Annotated in this window: 22 protein-coding genes and 1 tRNA gene; 7 read left to right on the top strand and 16 right to left on the bottom strand. The window is 69.0% G+C overall.

The features are described from left to right. Positions 1-126: 126 nt before the first annotated feature. Entirely contained in the window at positions 127-1,197 is a 1,071-nt protein-coding gene (locus ACYVO7_RS02480) for a glucokinase (protein ID WP_460448255.1), read from the top strand. A gap of 37 nt (positions 1,198-1,234) precedes the next feature. On the opposite strand, the gene ptsN is transcribed toward ACYVO7_RS02480, so the two are convergent. The 9 genes from ptsN to ACYVO7_RS02525 form a co-directional block, all read right to left on the bottom strand. After that, positions 1,235-1,702, bottom strand: coding sequence for a PTS IIA-like nitrogen regulatory protein PtsN (gene ptsN, locus ACYVO7_RS02485; RefSeq protein ID WP_406856002.1), 468 nt, complete (start codon positions 1,700-1,702; stop codon positions 1,235-1,237). 181 nt (positions 1,703-1,883) lie between these two features. Continuing rightward, entirely contained in the window at positions 1,884-2,465 is a 582-nt protein-coding gene (gene hpf / locus ACYVO7_RS02490) for a ribosome hibernation-promoting factor, HPF/YfiA family (RefSeq protein WP_460448256.1), read from the bottom strand. Between the two features lie 121 nt (positions 2,466-2,586). Further along, a complete protein-coding gene (gene rpoN, locus ACYVO7_RS02495) occupies positions 2,587-4,203 on the bottom strand; it encodes an RNA polymerase factor sigma-54 (RefSeq protein WP_460448257.1) in 1,617 nt (538 codons plus the stop codon). A gap of 177 nt (positions 4,204-4,380) precedes the next feature. Further along, complete coding sequence (lptB, locus tag ACYVO7_RS02500) at positions 4,381-5,253, bottom strand: LPS export ABC transporter ATP-binding protein (RefSeq protein ID WP_460448544.1); 873 nt, start codon at positions 5,251-5,253, stop codon at positions 4,381-4,383. A gap of 52 nt (positions 5,254-5,305) precedes the next feature. Beyond that, positions 5,306-5,980: an LptA/OstA family protein gene (locus ACYVO7_RS02505; protein WP_460448258.1), complete on the bottom strand. Its 675-nt coding sequence runs from the start codon at positions 5,978-5,980 to the stop codon at positions 5,306-5,308. Further along, complete coding sequence (gene lptC, locus ACYVO7_RS02510; RefSeq protein ID WP_460448259.1) at positions 5,977-6,663, bottom strand: LPS export ABC transporter periplasmic protein LptC; 687 nt, start codon at positions 6,661-6,663, stop codon at positions 5,977-5,979. The genes ACYVO7_RS02505 and lptC overlap by 4 nt, the downstream gene beginning before the upstream one ends. A gap of 199 nt (positions 6,664-6,862) precedes the next feature. After that, positions 6,863-7,477: a ribonuclease D gene (locus ACYVO7_RS02515; protein ID WP_460448260.1), complete on the bottom strand. Its 615-nt coding sequence runs from the start codon at positions 7,475-7,477 to the stop codon at positions 6,863-6,865. A gap of 296 nt (positions 7,478-7,773) precedes the next feature. Continuing rightward, entirely contained in the window at positions 7,774-8,688 is a 915-nt protein-coding gene (locus ACYVO7_RS02520) for a DMT family transporter (protein ID WP_460448545.1), read from the bottom strand. 242 nt (positions 8,689-8,930) lie between these two features. Continuing rightward, positions 8,931-9,015, bottom strand: a tRNA-Leu gene (locus tag ACYVO7_RS02525). 227 nt (positions 9,016-9,242) lie between these two features. On the opposite strand from ACYVO7_RS02525, the gene ACYVO7_RS02530 reads away from it, so the two are divergent. Beyond that, positions 9,243-9,608 carry a hypothetical protein gene (locus ACYVO7_RS02530; protein ID WP_460448261.1) on the top strand — a complete coding sequence of 122 codons (366 nt, stop codon included), beginning with the start codon at positions 9,243-9,245 and terminating at the stop codon, positions 9,606-9,608. A gap of 31 nt (positions 9,609-9,639) precedes the next feature. After that, positions 9,640-10,638: a complex I NDUFA9 subunit family protein gene (locus tag ACYVO7_RS02535; RefSeq protein WP_460448262.1), complete on the top strand. Its 999-nt coding sequence runs from the start codon at positions 9,640-9,642 to the stop codon at positions 10,636-10,638. A 15-nt stretch (positions 10,639-10,653) separates the two neighbouring features. On the opposite strand, the gene ACYVO7_RS02540 is transcribed toward ACYVO7_RS02535, so the two are convergent. The 3 genes from ACYVO7_RS02540 to ACYVO7_RS02550 all read right to left on the bottom strand — a co-directional run bounded on the left by ACYVO7_RS02540 (position 10,654) and on the right by ACYVO7_RS02550 (position 13,385). Continuing rightward, a complete protein-coding gene (locus tag ACYVO7_RS02540) occupies positions 10,654-11,361 on the bottom strand; it encodes a sulfate transporter family protein (RefSeq protein WP_460448263.1) in 708 nt (235 codons plus the stop codon). A 68-nt stretch (positions 11,362-11,429) separates the two neighbouring features. Beyond that, the gene (locus ACYVO7_RS02545) at positions 11,430-11,915 is read right to left on the bottom strand and encodes an MmcB family DNA repair protein (protein WP_460448264.1); all 486 of its coding nucleotides are present in this window, start codon (positions 11,913-11,915) and stop codon (positions 11,430-11,432) included. A gap of 60 nt (positions 11,916-11,975) precedes the next feature. Then, entirely contained in the window at positions 11,976-13,385 is a 1,410-nt protein-coding gene (locus ACYVO7_RS02550) for a sodium:proton antiporter (RefSeq protein ID WP_460448265.1), read from the bottom strand. Between the two features lie 160 nt (positions 13,386-13,545). Here ACYVO7_RS02550 and ACYVO7_RS02555 point away from each other — a divergent pair, with 160 nt between their 5' ends. Then, on the top strand, positions 13,546-14,331 hold the full coding sequence (locus ACYVO7_RS02555) for a class II glutamine amidotransferase (RefSeq protein WP_460448266.1): 786 nt from the start codon (positions 13,546-13,548) through the stop codon (positions 14,329-14,331). A gap of 15 nt (positions 14,332-14,346) precedes the next feature. Here ACYVO7_RS02555 and ACYVO7_RS02560 read toward each other — a convergent pair whose 3' ends face one another. Next, positions 14,347-15,186 (bottom strand): amidohydrolase family protein, encoded by an 840-nt coding sequence (locus tag ACYVO7_RS02560; protein WP_460448267.1) that lies wholly within the window; start codon positions 15,184-15,186, stop codon positions 14,347-14,349. A gap of 51 nt (positions 15,187-15,237) precedes the next feature. Continuing rightward, positions 15,238-15,672 carry an RbsD/FucU family protein gene (locus ACYVO7_RS02565; RefSeq protein ID WP_460448268.1) on the bottom strand — a complete coding sequence of 145 codons (435 nt, stop codon included), beginning with the start codon at positions 15,670-15,672 and terminating at the stop codon, positions 15,238-15,240. Positions 15,673-15,850: 178 nt separating this feature from the next. Between ACYVO7_RS02565 and tal the strand changes: the two genes are divergently transcribed. Further along, entirely contained in the window at positions 15,851-16,825 is a 975-nt protein-coding gene (gene tal / locus ACYVO7_RS02570; protein WP_460448269.1) for a transaldolase, read from the top strand. A 28-nt stretch (positions 16,826-16,853) separates the two neighbouring features. Here tal and ACYVO7_RS02575 read toward each other — a convergent pair whose 3' ends face one another. Both ACYVO7_RS02575 and ACYVO7_RS02580 read right to left on the bottom strand, forming a co-directional pair. Further along, positions 16,854-18,089: a UxaA family hydrolase gene (locus ACYVO7_RS02575; RefSeq protein WP_460448270.1), complete on the bottom strand. Its 1,236-nt coding sequence runs from the start codon at positions 18,087-18,089 to the stop codon at positions 16,854-16,856. Then, positions 18,086-18,436, bottom strand: a complete 351-nt coding sequence (locus ACYVO7_RS02580; protein WP_460448271.1) for a UxaA family hydrolase — start codon at positions 18,434-18,436, stop codon at positions 18,086-18,088. The genes ACYVO7_RS02575 and ACYVO7_RS02580 overlap by 4 nt, the downstream gene beginning before the upstream one ends. Before the next feature lie 340 nt (positions 18,437-18,776). Between ACYVO7_RS02580 and ACYVO7_RS02585 the strand changes: the two genes are divergently transcribed. Both ACYVO7_RS02585 and ACYVO7_RS02590 read left to right on the top strand, forming a co-directional pair. After that, on the top strand, positions 18,777-20,147 hold the full coding sequence (locus tag ACYVO7_RS02585; RefSeq protein ID WP_460448272.1) for an ABC transporter substrate-binding protein: 1,371 nt from the start codon (positions 18,777-18,779) through the stop codon (positions 20,145-20,147). Between the two features lie 360 nt (positions 20,148-20,507). Then, positions 20,508-21,323, top strand: a complete 816-nt coding sequence (locus tag ACYVO7_RS02590) for a carbohydrate ABC transporter permease (protein WP_460448546.1) — start codon at positions 20,508-20,510, stop codon at positions 21,321-21,323. Positions 21,324-21,326 lie beyond the last annotated feature (3 nt).

The following is a 21,326-nucleotide window of genomic DNA, read 5'->3' on the forward strand; positions in this document are numbered from 1 at the left end:
CGGAGGCTTCTACCGCATTTCGCGCGCCGGGAGCACGCGCAAAAAGGCCAAGCTGAAGCGACCCGCCGCCGGCGAGCGCGTCGCGGCGGACGAGCATCGAAGAGACGGGTTGCGCGTTGACAGGCCATGACCCAGACGACGACGATGCAGCCCCGTTCAGGAACGCCCGTGCCAAGCCCCGTCCAGCCCAGCCCAGCCCCGCCCGTTCTTCCCTATCCGGTGATCGTCGGCGACATCGGCGGCACCAACGCCCGCTTCGCCTTCCAGCGCGCGCCCGATGAGCCGCTCGTCATGCTGGGGCGCTTCAAGACGGCGGACTTCGCCACGGTCTCGCTCGCCCTCCAGGCGGCCGCCGGACAGGCGTCGGAGCCGCCGCGCTCGGCGGTGCTTTGCGGCGCCGGCCCGGTGGCGAACCGGCGCTGCGCGCTCACCAACGCCTCGTGGATCATCGACGGGCCCGAGTTGGTGCGCCTCAACGGCCTACAGGACGGCCTGCTTCTCAACGACTTCGAGGCTCAGGCGCTGTCCCTGCCGGCCCTGCCCGCCTCGGTGGTGGAGCCGATCGGCGACGTCGCGCCCGGATCCGGGCCCTGCGTCGTGCTGGGACCCGGAACCGGCCTCGGCGTCGGCGCGCTCGTCACGCTGGACGGGCGCTACGCCCCGCTGCCCAGCGAGGGCGGCCATGTCGACCTGGCTGCGACGGATGACGAGCAGGAACGCGTCTTCGCCCATGTCGCCCGCAAGGTGGGCCGGCTGACGGCGGAGACCATCCTGTCCGGGCCAGGCCTCGTCGCCCTTCACGCCGCCCGGGCGCAGGCGCGGGGCGACCAGCCGGACGGCCGCGACGGCGTGGCCATCGTGGACGCCGCCCTGGCGGACGCCGTCTCCGACGAAGCCGACACGGTGCGGCTCTTCCTGCGCATCATGGCGCGGTTTTCGGGCGACATGGCCATCGTGTTCGGCGCCACCGGCGGCGTGACGCTGGCGGGCGGGATCCTGCCGCGGGTCAAGTCGCTGATCGACCCGAAGGCGTTCCGGTCGGACTTCGAGAGGAAGGACCCCGTCCGGGCGCTCGCCGCCCGGATCGCGACCCGGCTGGTGGTGTCGCCCGATGCGGTCCTGCACGGGATGGCCGCCATCGCGGCGCAACCGGAGCGGTACGCGCTGGCCTATGGGGAGCGGCTCTGGAGCCGGTAGGCGGGGACGCCGCTCAGGCGGCGTCTCACGCCGCCGCTTAGGCGGCGTTCGACGAGGCCGGCGTCTGCGTCAGGACGGCGTAGATCGCGTCCGAATCGCGCGCCGCCCGCAGCTTCCCGGTCACGCTGGGCTCGCGCAGCACGCGGGCGACGCGCGCCAGGGCCTTGAGATGGTCCGCGCCGGCGGCCTCGGGGGCGATCAGCAGGAAGATCAGGTCGACCGGCTCGCCGTCCAGAGCCTCGAAATCGATCGGCTTCTCGAGCCGGGCGAAGAGCCCGAAAAGCTTCGGCGTCTTGGCCAGCTTGCCGTGCGGGATGGCGATGCCGTGCCCGATGCCGGTGGAACCCAGGCGCTCGCGCTGCAGCAGGGTCTCGAAGATCTCGCGCTCGGCGAGCCCGGAGAGGGCTGCGGCGCGCTCGGCGAGTTCCTGGAGAGCCTGCTTCTTGGAATTCGCCTTGAGGGCGGGGATGACCGCTTCAGGCGTGAGGAAATCGGAAAGCGGCATGGTCGCCTTGTCTTTGTCGTTCGCGCCGGACCAGACCGCCCGTTGCATGAAACGGGCCAGAACTCTGCGTCGGGCGACTGCTTCGTGAGGGTCCCGCGGATCCGGCCCCGCCGACCCAGATCTGTAACAAGTCTTTGTTCCGGGGCGCGTTCCACCGTCGGGGCGGGGCGCGCGGTTCGATCTACGGGGCGGAGAGAACCGGGGGATCGATCCATCCGATATTCCCGTCGGATCGGCGGTACACCATGTTCACCCGGCTGCTGCCGGCGTGGCGGAAGACGATGACGGGCGCGCCGGTGAGGTCGAGGTCGATGACCGCTTCGCTCACCGACAGCGTGCGCATGTTCTTCTTGGTCTCGGCGATGACGACGGGATGGAAATCCTGCGGCGCCTCGTCCTCGTCAGCCTCGTCGGGGGCCTGGATCACATAGGCCGGGATCTCGACCTCGCGGCCATTCGCCTGGGCCGCGCCGCGGTCCTTCAGGCGCCGCTTGTACCGGCGCAGCCGCTTTTCGATCCGCTCGGCCGCCTGGTCGGAGCTCGCATAGGCGTCGTGCGCGGCGCCTTCCGCCTGCAGGGTCACCCCCGAGGCGAGATGAAGGGTGCAATCGGTGCGGAAGCCGGCGCCCTCGCGCTCGACGATCACATGGCCCGAGAATCCGCCGTCGAAATATTTGGAGATCGCGGCCGACACCCGGGCGACGACCTGGGCTCGCAACGCTTCCCCGATGTCCAGATTCTTACCCGAGACGCGCAATGCCATTGGGGCTTTCTCCGAGCCGCTCTGTCAGGCGGCGGCGTGCTCGACGGTTCCGCCGGAACCCGTCTCCCTGGTGGCAAAGACGTAAGGACGGCCCCTGTGGAAGTCAATCGGCCGCGCGAGGCTATCCTCTGGCGGACGCGGCGGCCGTCAAGGCCATCTTCTCGCGCCGGCGTTCCACAGAAGACGGAATCCTGAGACCTTCCCGATACTTGGCGACGGTGCGGCGGGCGATGTCGATGCCCGAATCCCGCAGCTTCTGGACGATGGCGTCGTCGGACAACACGTCGCTCGGGCGCTCCGCGTCGATCATCTGCTTGATCCGGAAACGGACGGCCTCGGCCGAGTGAGCCTCGCCGCCCCGGGTCGCCGCGATGGAGGCGGTGAAAAAGTATTTCATCTCGAAGATGCCGCGCGGGGTCGCGACGTACTTATTGGAGGTCACGCGCGACACCGTCGATTCGTGCATGCCGATGGCGTCGGCGACGGTGCGCAGGTTGAGCGGGCGCAGGTGCTGGACGCCCAGGGTCAGGAAGGCGTCCTGCTGCCTGACGATCTCGGTCGCGACCTTCAGGATGGTGCGGGCGCGCTGCTCGAGGCTGCGCGTCAGCCAGTTCGCGGTCTGCAGGCAATCGGTGAGGTAGGTCTTGTCGGTGTCGGACCTCGCCGCGCCGGACACCTTCGCCAGATAGGACTGATTGACCAGGACGCGCGGCAGCACGTCCGAATTCAGCTCCACGACCCAGCCGCCGTCCGACGCGGTGCGCACATGGACGTCCGGCACCACGGGCTGGATGGGGCCGCCGCCGTAGCGCAGGCCGGGCTTGGGGTCGAGCCTGCGGACCTCTGCGACCATGTCGCCGAGATCCTCGTCGTCGACGCCGCAGATGCGCTTCAGGGTCGAGAAGTCCCGCTTGGCCAGAAGGTCGAGATGGTCGACCAGCGCCTGCATGGCCGGGTCGAACCGATCGGCGTCCTGGAGCTGGATGCGCAGGCACTCGGCCAGGGAGCGCGCGCCGACGCCTGTCGGCTCGAAGCCGTGCAGGATGGCGAGCACCTGCTCGACCTTCGCCATCGACACCCCGAGGCGCTCGGCCACGGGCTCGAGCGGCTCGACGATGTAGCCCGACTCCTCGACGAGGTCGATCAGCGCCAGGCCGATCATGCGCTCGCCCGGGTCCTCGGTGGCGACCTGCAGCTGCTCGATCAGACGGTCGTGCAGCGAGATCTCGGCCGCCACGAAGGCTTCGAGATTGACCTCGTCGCCGCCGCCGTCCCGGCCGCCGCCTCCCACCCCGCTCCAGTTGGTGGAGGACAGGCCGAGCCCGTCCCCGGCCTCGCCGGCGCCGGCCCGCTCCTCGGCCAGGGAGCCGGGCTTGTCGTCCGGGAAGACGTTCTCGAGATTGGCGTCGTGGCGGTCCTCGATCTCGCCGCGCTCTGGCGCGAGCTCGGCCGACGCCCAGTCCCGCTCACCGGGGTCGCCGTCGCGGTCTTGCAGGTCGCGGTCCTGAACGTCGCGGTCCTGGACGTCGGGCGCGCCGCGCGCGGCCGCATCGTCGAGCGCCGCCGGTCCGTCGGGCTCGTCCGCCCGCTCCAGCAGCGGATTGCGCTCCAGCTCCTGCTCGACATAGTTGACGAGTTCGATGCTGGAGAACTGAAGCAGCTTGATCGCCTGCAAGAGCTGCGGCGTCATGACCAGGGATTGCCCCTGGCGCAGCTCCAGTCGCTGCGAGAACCTCATCGATGCAATGCCCCACGCATCGGCCGCCTTGTCGAAACTGGCGGCACGAATTTTGCTGGGCTATTTAGCGCGGTTCTCTCCCGCGGGTCAAAGGGTCGCTGCGCCCATGACCATGCGTGTTTAACGATTTGCGACTTGTCCGGTCCCGCCTCGTGCTATGCGGGGTCGCGCAGCTGATCAGAGTCGGAAGTCCTCGCCCAGATAGAGGCGGCGAACCTCCTCGCTTGAGATGATCTCGTCCGGCGAGCCTTCCATCAGCACCCGTCCGGAATGGATGATGTAGGCGCGGTCGATGAGCCCCAGCGTCTCCCGGACATTGTGGTCGGTGATCAGCACGCCGATGCCGCGGCCGGTGAGATGGCGGACCAGCGCCTGGATGTCGCCGACCGCGATGGGATCGATGCCGGCGAAGGGCTCGTCCAGCAGCATGAAGGAGGGGCGGCCCGCCAGCGCGCGTGCGATCTCGCAACGGCGCCGTTCGCCGCCCGAAAGCGCGATGGAGGGCGACTTGCGCAGGCGCTTGATGTCGAACTCCTCGAGAAGGGAATCGAGGTCCTCCTCGCGCTTCGCGCGGTTGGGCTCCACGACCTCCAGCACGGCGCGGATGTTGTCCTCGACGTTGAGGCCGCGGAAGATCGACGCTTCCTGGGGCAGGTAGCCGATGCCCAGGCGCGCGCGGCGATACATCGGCAGCGACGTGATGTCGTGCCCGTCGAGCGAGATGCGGCCCCGGTCGGCCTGCACCAGCCCGGTGATCATGTAGAAGATGGTGGTCTTGCCGGCGCCGTTCGGGCCGAGCAGGCCGACGGCCTCGCCGTGCCGGACCGTGAGGCCCGCATCCTGCACGACCGCGCGCCCGCGATAGCTCTTGGCGAGGCCGCGCACCACGAGGACGCCGGGGCCTCCCTCGTCGCCGCCGTCGGGGCCGCCGCGCTGCGCCGGGACGTGCTCCGCCCCGCCCCCGACCGGCCGCACGCCGTCGGGCGCGGCCTGGTCGGGCGTGGGAGCGTGCTCGGGGCGCTGGCGGTCGAGAAGATTCACGGTCGGGATCCGGGGACGGCGCGGCGCGCAGGCCGGCGCTCGGGTTCGGGGGCGCGCGGCGTCAAGACTTGGGCTTGGCTGCGGGCTTCTTCTTCACGTCGCCGGGTTCGTCGGAGCCCGGGACGAAGAAGCCCTTGACGCGTCCGCCCTCCACGACGGCGACGCCGCTCTCGGTGTTGTAGACGAGCTTGTCGCCCTTGGTGACGTTCTCGCCCTGGCTGAGCGCGACGTTGCCGGTGAGGATGATGCGGTTGGAGCCGCGATCGAACACGCCCTCATTGCCGGTGGCGATCTGGTCCTTGCTGATCACGGTGACGCCGCCCTTGGCCTCGACCCGTTTCAGGGACGTGCCGCCCTCCTGCTCGCCCTCGGCGTTGGCCGGGGCCGGGGCGGTCTGGGCGCCGGCGCCGGCCGTCGCGGCCGCGCCCGCCGCGGGGGCGGCGCCGTTGCGGTTCTGGCGTTCGAAATAGACGATCATGGTGGGGCACTTGATCGTGGTGTCGCCCTGGATGGCGATGACGTTGCCCGTGTAGACCGCGCGCTGCTCCTTGTTGAACACTTCGAGCCGGTCCGCGTCGATCTTGATCGGCTCCTTGGAATTGGTGCCGAAGCCCGGCAGCCCGGCGCTCTTCTTGGGCTGCTGCGCCCAGGCGGCGGAGGGGCCGGCCGCCAGGGCGGCGGCCATCGCCAGCGCGAGCGCCGGACCGAGGGAGCGGTGGAGCGTGACGGGGTTCATGGCGACGTTCCCTTGGCCTGACCGGCGGACTTGTCGCCCGGGTCGGCGAGCATCAGCGTATGGACGCGCCCTTTGAAGATCACCCGCTGGCCGTTGTCGAGCATTTCGAGCGCGTCAGCGTTGATTTTTCCGCCCGAGAAGATCACCTCGATCGGCTCCGGCGAGTTCACCGCGCCGGACTTGAAGTCGATGTCGGCGGACCGCATCGTGACGTCGTAGCCGGAGTCCGTCTTGACCCGGACGTCGTCCTTGAGCTGGATCGCCTCCGCCTGCGAGTTGTAGACGCCGTTCAGCGCCTCGACATTGGCGAATCCGCGATCCTGCAGGGCGATGCGCGCCTTGATCTCCTTGAGCTCGATCACGTTCGGGTTCTTGACGTCCGACGAGGCCCAGCGGGCCGTCACCTCATAGGGCCGGTTGTCCTTCTTGAAGCCCGAGAGCTTGGGCAACTCCATGGTCACCTTGGTGCCGCTGATGCTGAGCGGCCCCACCGAGAGCCCTTGCGGCAGCGACCGGAAGGGCTTCACCAATGCGACGAACGCGATCGCGATGACGACCACGACGGCCCCGATCGGGATCGCCCGGCGCAACAGCCGCACGCGTCCCGAATGACGCACAGCTGCCGCGTACCGCTTTTGCGGCGCGGGCTTCTGCTCGCCGAAACGGGCGCCTTCGCTGGCCATGCGCGTCCTTGTCTCCTGCGTCCCGGGCGTCCGACGGCGCCCCGCCGCGCCCGCGGACCTTCATACAACCTCAGATCGATGATGGCGCGCGATGTTTTTGGGCCGGAACGCGCCGTCCCGCGCACCCTATGTGGAGCGTGGCGCCCGATCCCGCCAGGGCGGTGCGGCGATCGGGCCCTCGGCCGGACGGGCCGGCCGGTCAGGCGTGGGCGAAGATGTCCGTCTCCGACCAGCCCAGCAGGTCGAGCCGGGCGCGGGTGGGCAGGAACTCGAAGGCCGCCTGGGCGAGGTCGGCGCGCCCTTCCCGGGCCAGCATGGCGTCGAGCTTCTGCTTCATGGCGTGCAGATGGAGCACGTCCGACGCCGCATAGGACTGCTGCGCGTCCGACAGCGTCGCCGCGCCCCAGTCGGACGACTGCTGCTGCTTGGAGATCTCGAAGCCGAGCAGCTCGCGCACCAGGTCCTTCAGGCCGTGCCTGTCGGTGTAGGTGCGGACCAGCTTGGAGACGATCTTGGTGCAGTAGACGGGGCCGGGCATCACCCCGAAGGTGTGGAACAGGACGGCGAGGTCGAACCTTGCGAAGTGGAACAGCTTGGTGACCGCGGGGTCGCCCAGCAGGCGCTGCAGATTGGGGGCGCTGGTCTGGCCCGCCGCGATCTGGACGAGGTCGGCGTCGCCGTCGCCGGAGGATAGCTGCACCAGGCACAGCCGGTCGCGCAGCGGGTTGAGGCCGAGGGTCTCGGTGTCGATGGCGACCACGGGGCCGAAAGAGGCGCCGTCGGGCAGGTCACCCTTGTGCAGGCGAATGGTCATGCGGGCGGTTCCGGGTCGGCCCATGGCCGCGCTGGGGTTTCGCCCAGCGCGTTACCACGGTTCGGCCGTCCGGAACCACAGCTTTGTCGCAACGTCCCGAAGGCGGGGCCACCCGGAGCCGGCGTTCCTCAGCGCAGGCCGAAGAACGACAGCACCGCGATGACCACCACCACAAGACCCACGAGATAGATGACGCTGTTCATGTCGTGCCTCCGTTGATTCCCACCTTCAACGGCGCAGGCGCATCGATCGTTCCTGATTGCGGCGAACGTCGCCTTGATAGGGGCGAGGCGGGGCTAGGCTGCGGAGGCTTTGCCCCGGCCCAGGACCAGAGGGAGGAGACGGCCGTCGATGGCGGCGAGTCCGCAGCCGATGAGCGCCATTCCGACGAACTGGCGAGCGTCGATCCGTTCCCCCAGGGCCAGCGCGCCGAGCAAGAGCGCCGAGACCGGGATGAGGAAGGTGACCAGGAGAAGGTTCGTCGCGCCGGCGGTCGCCAGGATCCGGAAATAGATCACGTAGGCCAGAGCGGTCGACAGCCCGGCGATTCCCAGCACCGCGCCCCAGACCGGCAGGCCCGGCGCGGCGAGCGTCCAGGGCTGATCCACCGCCAGCGCGACCGGGAGGAGGAAGGCGGAGGACGCCGTGACCTGCCCGGCGGCGGTCGCCAGCGGGGCGACGCCCATGACCCGGAAGCGGCGGCCGAACACCCCCGCGAACGCGTAGGACGCCGCTGCGCAGAGCACCGCGAAGGGCGCGAGCCTCTCGGACCCGACCCCGGCAAGGACGGTCGGCCCGACCATCACGGCGACACCCCCGATGCCCGCCAGAACTCCGGCGAGGCGGAGCCGGGTCAGTTTTTCATCGACCGTCAGCAGGTGCGCCACCAGAACGCCGAACAGCGGCGTCGTTGCGTTCAGGATCGCCGCGAAGCCGGACGCGAGATGGGTCTGTCCCCAGACGATCAGGCTGAATGGCAGGACGTTGTTCAGCAGCCCCATGCCGGCGAAAGCGATCCAGACCCTGCGCCCGGACGGAAGTCGGACGCCAAGGAGCGGCAGGGCGACGTTCAGCATCAACGCCGCGAGCCCCACCCGAAGCGTGACCAAGGTGAAAGGCGGAAAGGCCTGCAGAGCCACCCCGGTGAAGAAGAAGGATCCGCCCCACAGAAGCGACAGGCCAAGCAGCATGCCCCATTCGAGGGGCGTCATGGCGCGATGGGGTATCGTGATGCTGTGGATCGACGCCGTCACGGCCGTGCTCCTCATTCGAGGCTCGACGTCTAGACTCCGCCGCAGCGGTGCGCGACCCGATTCCTGCCGGCGGCCTGCGGACCTCCGCGGATCGTCATGAGGCCAGGCCGACTTCCGTGCAGCGGGCAAAGAAAAAGCCGCCCGGAGGCGGCTCTTTTCGGCGGATCCGGCTCCACCGCGCCTGCATGGCAGGACTGCGATGGTGCCCAGGAGAGGACTCGAACCTCCACGACTTTCATCACTGGTACCTGAAACCAGCGCGTCTACCAATTCCGCCACCTGGGCCCGGCGCGGTTCTTACGGGGGCGTCCCTGGGCTGTCAACGGCGCCGGCGGAGGATTTTCGCCGAGCGGGGGAAAAAGCGCGCCGCTCGGAGAGGCGCGCGCGGTCGCATCGGCGGTTTCGCCCTTGTCAGGCCACATTGGGCGCACCACACTCATAAGGACGGACGAAAACGGGCCGAAGCCCAGCGTTTCGACCCGAACCGAGGACACCAGGCGCAAGGCGACGCGATGGGCAAGCAGTCTGGACGCAGCGAATCGATCTTCGAGCGCAACCCTGCGCTGCGGCTGGTGCTGGCCCATGCGGGGCTGGGCGCGCTGCTCGGGCTCGCATTCGCGATCGCGCTCGTCTGGTTCGACGCGCATGGCCTGCGGCGCCTGATGACCGAGACGGAGAACGGCCTCGCCGCGTTCGCGCTGCTGGCGGGCGGGTTCATGATCACCTTCGGCAGCCTGGTTGCGGGCGGGGCGATCATGTCGCTCCCGTCGGGCGACGACGACGGCCCCGGCGGCGGCCGGCGCGAGAAGCTGGTCCCGATTCGCGTGCGCGCCACGCGGTCCCGGCGCTCTTCCTCTATACAGCGCGACCTGCATTGAATAAGAGCCTCCTGATACGCAGGAGGCTTCCATGATCCCGACGTCCAACCAGCTCGTCACCGTTTTCGGCGGGTCCGGCTTCGTCGGGCGGCATGTCGTGCGCGCCCTGGCCCGCCGCGGCTACCGCATCCGGGTCGCCGTGCGCCGGCCCGACCTGGCGCTGTTCCTGCAGCCGCTCGGGCGCGTCGGCCAGATCCACCCCGTCCAGGCGAATGTCCGCTATCCGGCCTCCATCGCCGCCGCTCTCGAGGGCGCGGACGCCGCCGTGAACCTCGTCGGCATCCTCAACCCCAGCGGCGCGCAGACCTTCGAAGCCGTGCAGGCGCAGGGCGCCCGCGCCGTCGCCGAGGCGGCGCGACAGGCCGGGATCACCCGCTACGTCCAGATGTCGGCGCTGGGCGCCGACCCCGAGTCCGACTCGGTCTACGCCCGGACCAAGGCGGCCGGCGAAGCCGCCGCCATGGAGGCCGTGCCGACCGCCGTCGTGATGCGGCCCTCCATCGTGTTCGGGCCGGAAGATTCCTTCTTCAATCGCTTCGCCGCGCTCGCCCGCATGTCTCCGGTCATCCCGCTGATCGGGGGCGGGGAGACCCGGTTCCAGCCCGTCTTCGTGGGCGACGTGGCCGAGGCCATCTGCCGCGTGATGGACGCCACCGTCCGGACCGGAGTGACCTATGAGCTGGGCGGGCCCGAGGTGAAGACCTTCCGCCAGCTGATCCAGTATGTGCTGGACGTCACCGGCCGCCGCAGGCTGCTGGTCGCCATGCCGGTCGGGGCGGCCCGGGTGCAGGCCGCCGTGACCGAGTTCGTCAACAAGGTCACGGGCGGGCTCGTGCCGGACTCGCTGATGCTGACGGGCGACCAGGTGCGCCTGCTCCAGGTCGACAACGTCGTGAGCGACGCCGCCATCGCGGAAGGCCGCACCCTCGAGGCCATGGGCGTGACGCCCGAGATCATCGAGGCGGTCGTGCCGGCCTATCTCTACCGTTTCCGGGCGCGCGGCCAGTTCGACGCCGGCAAGTTCGCCTGAACCCGCCGGGCCGCCTCACCGGGGCGGCGGGATCGGCCGGGTCTCTTCGCGCAATGTCAGCCGCTTGTGCACGTGGACCATCAGGGCCGCGCCGAAGAGCGGCGTCAGCAGGTTGACCAGCGGGATAGCGACCATCACGGCGATGGCGAGGCCGGCCAGCAGGATCGTGCTGGAGTGCCGCGACCGCATGGCCCGGACCTCCTCGATCGGCCGGAAACGGCCCGCCGCCAGCGCGAAATACTCCCGGCCGAGGAGGTAGGCGTTCGCGGCCAGGAAGGCCACGATGTTGAAGGGCGGGATCAGGAGAAAGATCAGCGCCACCAGATTGATCAGCAGCGCGCTCGCGGCGAAGCGCAGCGCTTCCCAGAGCGCCGTGGCGACCGGGAGCGGCCGGCCCGGCGGATCGGCGAGGTAATGGCTCCTTTCGACCTTCTCGGCGACGTCGTCGAGGAAGAAGCCGGCCACCAGCATCGACACGGAGGGGATCAGGTAGCCGAGCCCGATCACCAGCCCGAAGCCAGCCAGGAACGCCGCATAGGTTCCGATCCAGGGATATTGGGCGAGAATGTCGGCGCTCGACAGCCAGTAGGCGACGAGCTTGGTCAGCGCCGCCCAGATCAGCGCCAGCAGCGCCACGGTCAGGCCGAGCGACTTCCACAGAATGGCGCGGAACGGAGGCGAGAGGATCTGCCGCAACGCCTTCAGCGCCGAGTCGAAGATCATGGGCGAATGGTCCTGAAGCGAGGGGGTGGCCAGGCCTCCCGGCGCGCCGGCGCGGCGCCGCGTGAGCGTCACAGGAAGCCGCTTCCCGCTTCCGGGTCGAACAATGCGTGGAGGCGGCAGGCGGTCGCCTGGGCGAAGCGGATCAGCAACGCCTTGCGGGTTGCGGCGGCGAGACGGTGCTCCGCCGGGTCGCGCAGCACCGCGGCGCCGTAGGCGTCGGCCAGGATCAGCCCGGCGTCGGGCGGCATGATCTCGGCCGGCACGTGGTCCGGAATGGCGAAATAGAGCCGGTCGCAATGGGCCCGGTAGTCCGGCCATTTCCGGTCCGCCCGGAAATCCTCGATGCTGGACTTGATCTCGACGATCCAGACCGCCCCGTCCGGCCCGAGCGCCACGATGTCGGCGCGCCGGCCGGAGGCGAGCGGCAGCTCCGTTACGGAGGCGAAGCCTAGGCTTGTCAGCAGGCGGCGCGTGCCGCGGGCGACGGCGAGCGCCGTGTCCGACTGGCGGCCGTCGACCGGGGGCGCGATCGCCAGGGAAGAGGAAACCGGCATGCCCAAAGCCTAGCCCCGGATGAGATTCGCCGCAATCGGCGGCCGCCCGGACACGCGACCCTAGAGAAACAGCCAGGTGATCAGGCCGAAGAGCGGAGTCAGGATCAGGCCGGTCCACAGCATGTAGCCGAAGAAGCTCGGCATCTTGACGCCGCCCTGCCGGGCGATGGCGTAGACCATGAAGTTGGGCGCGTTGCCGATATAGGTGTTGGCGCCCATGAATACGGCCCCCAGCGAGATCGCCGCAAGCGTCGAGGCGAACGGGCCCATCAGGCGGACCGGATCGCCCCCTGCGAGTTCGAAAAACACCAGATAGGTCGGCGCATTGTCGAGGAAGGACGAGAGCAGGCCCGTGAGCCAGAAATAGGCCGCGGGCGAGGGGCTCCCGTCCGGCCGGGTGACCAGACCCACCAGCGGCGCGAACACGCCCTCGCGGCCGGCCTGCAGCATGGCGATGACCGGGATGATGCAGGTGAAGATGCCGGCGAACAGCTTGGCCACCTCGAGGATGGGCTCCCAGGAGAAGTCGTTCGCCTTGCGGTGCTCCTTACGGGTCAACGCGATGGAGGTCAGCGCAACCGCGATCATCACGAGGTCGCGCGTGATGTTCTGGAGCGGAACGTGCAGCCCCAGGGCGTTGATCTCGACGCCCGGCTCCCAAACGCCGCTCACCAGGATGGCCCCGATGGCGATGCCGATCAGGGCGAAGTTCACCAGGCCGCGCACGCGGATAGGCTTGTCGGGGGTGGGGTCGCGCTTCGCCCGGAAGGCCTCGTCGCGGCGGTAGAACCAGGCGTCCATGGCGTAGAACAGGCCCAGCAGGATTACGCAGGTGAACAGCGTCTCGGGCCAGAGCGTCTTGCCGGTCCAGAAGAAATCGACGCCCCGCAGGAAACCGAGAAACAGGGGCGGGTCGCCGAGCGGCGTGAGGGATCCGCCGATGTTCGACACCAGCATGATGAAGAAGACGAAGACGTGGACATTGTGCACGCGGTCGTCATTGGCGCGCAGAAGCGGGCGGATCAGGATCATCGACGCCCCGGTCGTGCCGATGACGCTCGCGGCCAGCGCCCCGATCGCCAGGATGGCGGTGTTCATCCCCGGCGAGCCATGGATGTTGCCGGCGATCACGATTCCGCCCGCCGCGGTGAAGAGCGCGAACAGCATGAGGATGAAGGGGAGGTACTCGGTGAGGAGAGTGTGGGTCAGCGCCGCGCCGGTCGCGTCGACGCCCTGCGTCAGCGCCAGGGGGACCGCGGCGAGAATGGCCCAGCCGGCGGCGATCTTGCCGTAGTGCCGATGCCAGACATGGGGAAAGAGCAGCGGACCGAGCGCGATCGAGAGCAGGATGCCGGCGAAGGGCGCGGCCCACACGATCCCGAGACGCGAGCCCTGGAGGCCTTCGGCGGCCTCGGCCGGGGCGACGAAGAGTGCGAGCGCGAACAGCGCGGCGGCGAGAGGGAGCGCCATGGTCATCCTGGTTTCGGGCTGCTGGGATCCGGGGCCATACAACCCGAACCCAGAGTAGCGAACAACAGGCCGGGGGACGAATATGGTTAAGGGCCGTTAAGCAACTGTTCAGGAAAGCGGCCGCAGGGTATGGGCGGGCAACGCTCAAGGGTGGCTCCGCATGTGCCGATTCCTCGCCTACCGGGGTGAGCCGGTCTTCATGGAAGATCTGGTCTGCGCTCCTTGCCATTCCCTGGTGCACCAGTCGCTGCACGCGGAGGAGGCCAAGACGGGCACCAATGGCGACGGCTTCGGCATCGGCTGGTACGGCGCCCGGTCCGAGCCCGGGGTCTATCGGGAGCTTCGCCCGGCCTGGTCGGACGAGAACCTGCGCTCGCTGTGCTCCCAGGTGGCTTCGGGGCTGTTCTTCGCCCATGTGCGGGCGGCGACCGGCACGGCCACGACACGGGCGAACTGCCACCCTTTCGTCAACGGCAAATGGATGTTCATGCACAACGGCCAGATCGGCGGCTATCACGCGATCCGGCGCAGGCTGGAGAACCTGATCCCGGACGAGCTCTACGAGGCGCGCGGCGGCACCACCGACAGCGAGGCGATCTTTCTCGCCGCCCTGGCGGACGGACTGGAGGACGACCCGGTCGGCGCAATGGCGCGCACCGTGTCCCGGGTGAGCGGCTTCATGAGGGCGGCGGGCGTGCGCGAGGCGCTGCGGTTCACGGCGGCGCTCACCGACGGCGAGAGCCTCTACGCGTTCCGCTGGGCGAGCGACGGCAAGCCGGCGACCCTCTACTGGCGCGACATGGGCGACCGCCTGGTGATCGTATCCGAGCCGCTCGACCGGGCGCAGCCCGGCTGGCTCGAGGTGCCGCGCTCCTGCGCGCTCACGGCCCGCAAGGGGACGACGCCCTCGCTGCAGTGCATGGACGAGGCGCTGGCCGCCGCCTGAGGCGGGCCGGCCGGCTCAGACCGCGCCGAGCCGGTAGAAGGCGCTGGCGTTGCCGCCGAAGATGGCGAGGCGCTCGCCGGCGCTGCAGGAGGCCGTCAGCTCCTCCGCCGCGTCGACCCAGCGCTGGTAGCCCGAAGCCAGGGTGCAGACCGGCCAGTCCGATCCGAACATCAGGCGCCCGGGACCGAACGCGGACAGGAGGACGTCCACGTAGGGCCGCAACGTCTCGACGCTCCAGTCGGCGGAGGCTTCGGTCACAAGTCCCGAGAGCTTGCAGAGCGCGCGCGACTCGACGGAGATGCGGGTCATCGCGGCGGACCATTCATCGATCTCGCCAGCGCGGATGCGCGGCTTGGCGCCGTGGTCGATCACGACGCGCAGATCCGGATAGCGCAGCATCAGCCGCGAGAGCGCGTCGAGGTGCTCCGGCCGCACCAGGGCGTCGAAGGCCAGGTCGTGGGCGATCAGGCAGCGAAACGCCCAGTCCAGCTCGGGGCGGAGCATCCACTCCGGATCGGGGATGTCCTGGATCATGGGCCGGAAGCCCTTGAGCTTCTTGTGCCGGGCCAGCCGGTCCACATGGGCGATGTGGGATGGGTCCTCGAAGTCGACCCAGCCGACCACGCCCAGCACCCAGTCGGTCGCGTCCGCGAGGCCGAGCATGTACTCGGTCTCCTCCACGGTGGGGGCGGCCTGGACCAGCACCGTCCCGCCGACGCCCGCCTCCTCGATCAGGAGCTCCAGGTCGTCCGGCGAGAAGGGCCGGTACAGCGTCTGCAGCTCGGGCGTCAGCCAGCCATAGTCGCCGCGCGCAGGGTTCCAGAAGTGCTGATGGGCGTCGATTCGAAGCGTCATCGCCGAAGTTCCGCGCGCAAATGAGGCTGGGGGATGGCGTGGGCCGTCGGGCTAATCCGGCCGGACGACGCCCTTCTTCAGGATCACGTTGCCGTAGAGGCGACGCTCGCCGCTGACCACGATCGCGAAGGCCCCCTTGGCGCGCTCGTAGAAGGCGAAGCGCTCCAGCGAGCCCAGCGCGAAGCCGACGCCCTCCTGGGCAACGATGGCCTGGCGGAACTCCGCGAAGATGGGCATGTCCGCCTGGGCGTCGCCGACCACCTCCATGCGCCAGGCGGCCTCGGGGACGAAGTCGTCCAGCGGCATCACGGACAGCACGGCCTCGACCACGCGGGGCGCCGGGATTCCGTCGAGCCGGATCACCGGGCGTCCCATCGCGGCGGCCGGAAAGTTCGTGTCCACGACGGCGATCTCGTCCCCGTGGCCCATGGCCCGCAGGGTGGCGAGAAGCTCCGGCCCCAGGATGGGATCCAGCCCCTTCAGCATGCGTTGATCTCCTGCGGGAGCGGCGCGCCGGAGCGCGAAGGCGAGACTGGTCCGGCGGCCGCGACACGGTTCCGGCCCGATGCGGGCCATGATAGGAAGCCTGCGACCGATGCCGCAAGCCCGCCCGGCGATCCACGCGATCCCGGCCGTTCCGCCACCAAGTTCAAGGAGAGCCGCCATGGCGTCCAAGCTCGACCAGCTCAAATCCATGACCGTCGTGGTGGCGGACACCGGCGACATCGAGGCGATCCGGGCGTTCCACCCGACGGATTGCACGACCAACCCCTCGCTGATCCTGAAAGCGGCGCAGATGCCGGGCTACGCGTCGATCCTCGACGAGGCGCTCGACTGGGGCCGCCGCAAGGGCGGCTCCCGCGAGGCCGTGACGGCCGCCGTCGCCGACCGGCTGGCGGTGTCGTTCGGGGCCGAGCTCACCCGCATCGTGCCCGGCCGCGTCTCGACCGAGGTGGACGCGAATCTCTCCTTCGACACCAAGGCCAGCGTCGACAAGGCGCGGGCCATCGTGGCGGCCTACAAGGAGCGCGGCATCGACCGCGACCGCATCCTGATCAAGCTCGCCTCGACCTGGGAGGGCCTGAGGGCGGCCGAAATCCTGCAGCGCGAGGGCGTGGACTGCAACCTGACGCTTTTGTTCTCGCTGGCGCAGGCGGCGGCGGCCGCGGAGGCGAAGGCGTTCCTGATCTCGCCTTTCGTGGGCCGCATCCTGGACTGGCACGTCAAGGCCGAGGGCCGCAGCTTCACGGCCGAGGAGGATCCGGGCGTGCTCTCGGTGCGGCGGATCTACGCCTATTACAAGCGCCACGGCTACGACACGGTCGTGATGGGCGCGTCTTTCCGCAACACCGGCGAGATCGAGGCGCTGGCCGGGTGCGACAGGCTCACCATCGCGCCGGCGCTGCTGGAGGAGTTGTCGCGCGACGAGGGCGTGCTGGCGCGCAAGCTCGACCCCGCCCCGGCCGGGCGCGACGGCGTCGACAAGATCGCCACCGACGAGGCGTCGTTCCGCTTCGCGCTCAACGAGGACCCGATGGCGACCGAAAAGCTGGCCGAGGGCATCCGCCAGTTCGCCAAGGACCTGCGCTCGCTGCACGCGATGATCGACCAGCGGCTGGAGTCGGCGGAGGCGGCCTGAGCGCGCCGGCGCCCGGCGTCGGCCGCCCTCAGGCGGCGCCGGGCAGGCAGGCGGGACCGATCGGCTCGAAGCTCTTGTAGGTGAGGATGAACTCCTGGTGGCCGAGCTCCTCGGACCGGGTCTTCAGCCCTTGGCCGAGCCCGACCACGAGGTCGCGGATCTCGCGCCCGACCTCGTCCAGGCCGGCGCGGCCCTCCAGAATGCGGCCGGCGTCGACGTCCATGTCGTCGCTCATGCGCCGGTAGGTCTCCGGATTGGCGCAGATCTTGACGACGGGCGAGATGGCCGAGCCCACCACCGAGCCGCGCCCCGTCACGAACAGCACGGCGTGGCTGCCGCAGGCGATCAGCTCGGCGATCTCGGCGTTGTCGTTGATGTTGGGGAAGCCGAACCGGACCTCCCCGTCCGGCACGACGTCCAGCAGATAGAGGCCGCCCCGCGGGGGAACGTCCGCCGGCTTGAGCAGGCCGGAAATGGGCGAGGCCCCGGACTTGGCGTAGGCGCCCATCGATTTCTCCTCGATCGTCGACAGGCCCCCGTCGGCGTTGCCGGGCGCGAAGGAGCCGTAGCCGAGCGTGGCGTAGTAGCGCGCCGCCTTGGCGACGCTGGCCTCCAGCTCGGCGGCCAGAGCCGGCGTCACGGCGCGCGCCGCCATGATGTGCTCGCAGCCGATGAGTTCGCCCGTCTCTTCGAAAATGCAGGCCGCGCCTTCGCGCACCAGCATGTCGAAGGCCCGTCCGGCGGCGGGGTTGCCGGTGATGCCGCTGGTCCCGTCCGAGCCGCCGCAGACGGTGCCGACCACGAGCTCGTCCACCCGCATCGGGACCGTGGGAGCCACGTCCAGCAAACGCTTCTGCGCGGCCGCCCAGGCCCGGCCCTCCAGGATGGAGGCGCGGGTCCCGCCCGTCGCCTGGATGGTGAGCGTCTTGACCGAGCGCCCGCTCGCCCGGACGGCGCGCTCCAGCCCGTATTTGTCGAAGGCCTCGCAGCCCAGCGACACGAGCAGAACCGCCCCGACATTCGGGTGGGTGCAGAGCGCCTCCATCATGCGCTGGGCGTAGCCGTTGGGGTAGCAGCCCGGGAAGCCGATCACGTGGACGCCGTCCTCGCGCAGCGGCGCCGCGATCTCCCGCGCCACGTGGTGGGCGCACTCGACGAGATAGCCGACCGCGACCACGTTGCGGATGCCCTTGCGGCCGTCCTGACGCAGCCAGCCGCGCATGGGCGCCTCCGCGACGGGAGGTTCGGCGAACGAAGCGGTCATGCGGTCGCTCCCGGCTTGCGATCGTCCAGCGTGTAGGTGGGCGTGTATTCGCTCTTGACGTTATGGACGTGCACATGCTCGCCCGGGGCGATGGGGGCGGTGGCGGACCCGATCGGCGCGCCGTATTTCAGCACCGTCTCGCCCGGCGCGATGGCGCGGCGCGCCACCTTGTGGGCGAGCGCGACGTCCTGAGCGGCGGCGACCCGCCTTCCGTCGATGGAGAGCTCGTCGCCGGCCCGGATCCGCCGGCGCGCCACCAGGACGTTGTCGCGCGGGTCCAGCAGGATGAGGCGGAGATCCTCGGCGCCGCCGACGGCCTCATGGGGATGCGAGATCGTGTCCGGCACGGTTCCTCCCGGGGCCATCGCGGCCGCGCTCGCGCTGGGCGCCGCCTCGTTCCTGAGACCTAAATCGATACATGCGGGTTCGCCGGGTTGCAACGATCGGGCGAAAGGCCGATTCGGCGCGTTTGGGCGAAAAACCCTGGAATGCCGCGCAAACGCATGGCAGCCAGTCAGTCCCGCTGGACTTAATCGGTTCGATAAGCTTAGAGTGCCGCCAGCCGGTCGGGAACGGACGCAAGGGGCTCGGTGCCCGCATGCTCCCGTCGATCGGGCGTGGCCACGTCAGGGCCCGTCGACGGCAACGATCCAGGCGCCAAGCCAGGGACCCTTTGGGAGGAAAACGATGAAGAAACTGATCGTGGGGGCAGCCGCGTCTTTCGCCATCCTGGCGGGCGGGCAGGCGCTCGCCCAGGAGAAGCTCACCGTATGGTGGGTGAAGGGCTTCTACAAGGCCGAGGACGACGCGCTCTTCGAAGCCATCAAGAAGTACGAGGCCAAGACCGGCGTGAAGGTCGATCTGTCCCAGTACGCCGTGCAGGACATGATCCCGAAGACGGTCTCGGCGCTGGACGCCGGCAGCCCGCCGGACGTCGCCTATGCGGACGTGTACGACTTCCAGGTCGCCGCCAAGTGGGCCTATGAGGGCCGCCTCGAGGACATCTCGAGCGTCATCGAGCCCCTGAAGGGCCAGTTCGCGCCCAACACGGTCGAGACGACTTATCTGTACAACGACAAGGCCAAGAAGCAGGCCTATTACGCCTTCCCGCTCAAGCAGCAGACGATGCATATCGAGTACTGGATCGACATGCTCGAGCAGGCCGGCTTCAAGGAGAGCGACATTCCGAAGGACTGGAAGGGCTACTGGTCCTTCTGGTGCGACAAGGTGCAGCCCGGCTACCGCAAGGCCTCCGGCAGCCGCGCCTATGGCATCGGCCAGCCGCTCGGCGTGGATTCGTCGGACAGCTTCTACTCGTTCCTGACCTTCATGGACGCGTACAACGTCAAGCTCGTCGACGACAAGGGCAAGCTCCTGCTCGACGATCCGAACGTGAAAAAGGGCCTCATGGGCGCCCTGGCCGACTACACCGAGCCCTACGTCAAGGGCTGCGTGCCGCCCTCCGCCACGTCCTGGAAGGACCCGGACAACAACGTCGCCTTCCACAACAAGACGACGGTGCTGACCCACAACGCCACCATCTCGATCGCCGCCAAGTGGCTCGACGACGCCAACAACCCGACGCTGAACCAGGAGCAGCGGGACCAGGCGAAGAAGAACTACGACAGCCTGATCCGCACCGCCGGCTTCCCCAACAAGCCGGACGGCGCCCCGATGCAGTACCGCACCGCCGTGAAGGTGGGCGTGGTGTTCGAGCAGGCCAAGCAGAAGCAGCGCGCCAAGGAGTTCGTCGCGTTCCTGCTGCAGGAAGAGAACCTGAAGCCCTACGTGGAAGGCGCTCTCGGCCGCTGGTTCTCGGTGACCAAGGCCGGACAGGAGAGCCCGTTCTGGCAGGCGGACCCGCATCGCAAGTCGGTCTATAACCAGTACAAGGCCGGGACCGTGACGTTCGAGTTCACCAAGAACTACAAGTTCACGATCCTGAACAACGAGAACGTCTGGGCCAAGGCCGCCAACCGCATCGTCAGCGAGAAGGTGCCGGTCGAGAAGGCCACCGACGAGCTGATCGCCCGCATCAAGGAAGTGGCCGGCAGCTGAGCCGACGAAGGCCGGGCTTTCAGGACCCCTCGTTTCTGGAAGCCCGGCGAGACGCCAGATACCCTTCGTCCTGAGGAGCATCGCCCCTGGGCGATGCGTCTCGAAGGACGAGGGACTCCAGGAGGCTGCGCCAGTCTGGCGATCTGGACCCCTCGTGCTTCGAGACGCCCTGCTGCGCAGGGCTCCTCAGGATGAGGGGCATTGAGCATCCGCTCGGCCGGGCTCCCGGCCGACGGAACAAGAACACTTCACGGTGGTCGCCCGGGCCGGGCGACCACCGGCTCCATAAGGGCCCCCACGATGACCACCGCAAGCCTTACCGACCCGCATGCCGGCGTCGTCGCCCCCGAGAAGCAAGGCATGACCGCCTGGCAGTTCTGGGGCACGCTGATGGTGGCGCCCTATCTGCTGATCTTCGCGCTGTTCGTCGTCTACCCGGTGTTCTACGCGTTTTGGCTGGCCCACAAGCCGGAGAGCTACGTCCACCTCTTCAACGACCCGATCTTCATCCGGTCGATCTTCAACACGCTCGCCTTCCTGATCATCGGCATCAACCTGAAGATGGTGGTGGCGCTGACGCTGTCCGGCTTCTTCATGAACGAGCGCAAGTGGGTGAAGGCGCTCTCCGTCATCTTCATCCTGCCCTGGGCGGTGCCGTCGATTCCGACCATCCTGTCGGTCCGGTTCATGCTCAACCCCGAATGGGGCGTCATCAACCAGCTGATCTTCCGCTTCACCGGCGAGGACGGTCCGAACTGGCTGAACGACCCGCAGCTCGCGCTCTTCCTGGCCATCCTGGTCCATATCTGGAAGTCGCTGCCGTTCTGGACCCTGATCCTGCTGGCCGGGCGGCTGGCGATTTCGGCCGACCTCTACGAGGCCGCGTCGGTCGACGGGGCCAACAACTGGCAGAAGTTCCGCTTCGTCACCTGGCCGTCGATGCAGCAGCTCTACCTGACCTGCACGATCCTCTCGATGATCTGGACGCTGGGCGACTTCAACAGCGTCTACCTGCTCACCGGCGGCGGGCCGGCCGACCTCACCCACGTCCTGGCCACGCTCGGCATCCGCTATCTGCGGCTGGACCAGGTCGACCTGTCGATGGCCACCATCGTGTGCGCCCTGCCGATCATCCTGCCGCTCGTCTTTGTGATGATGAAGCGTCTCTCGAAGTAAGGC

It is taken from the genome of Alsobacter sp. SYSU BS001988, from assembly GCF_054796215.1.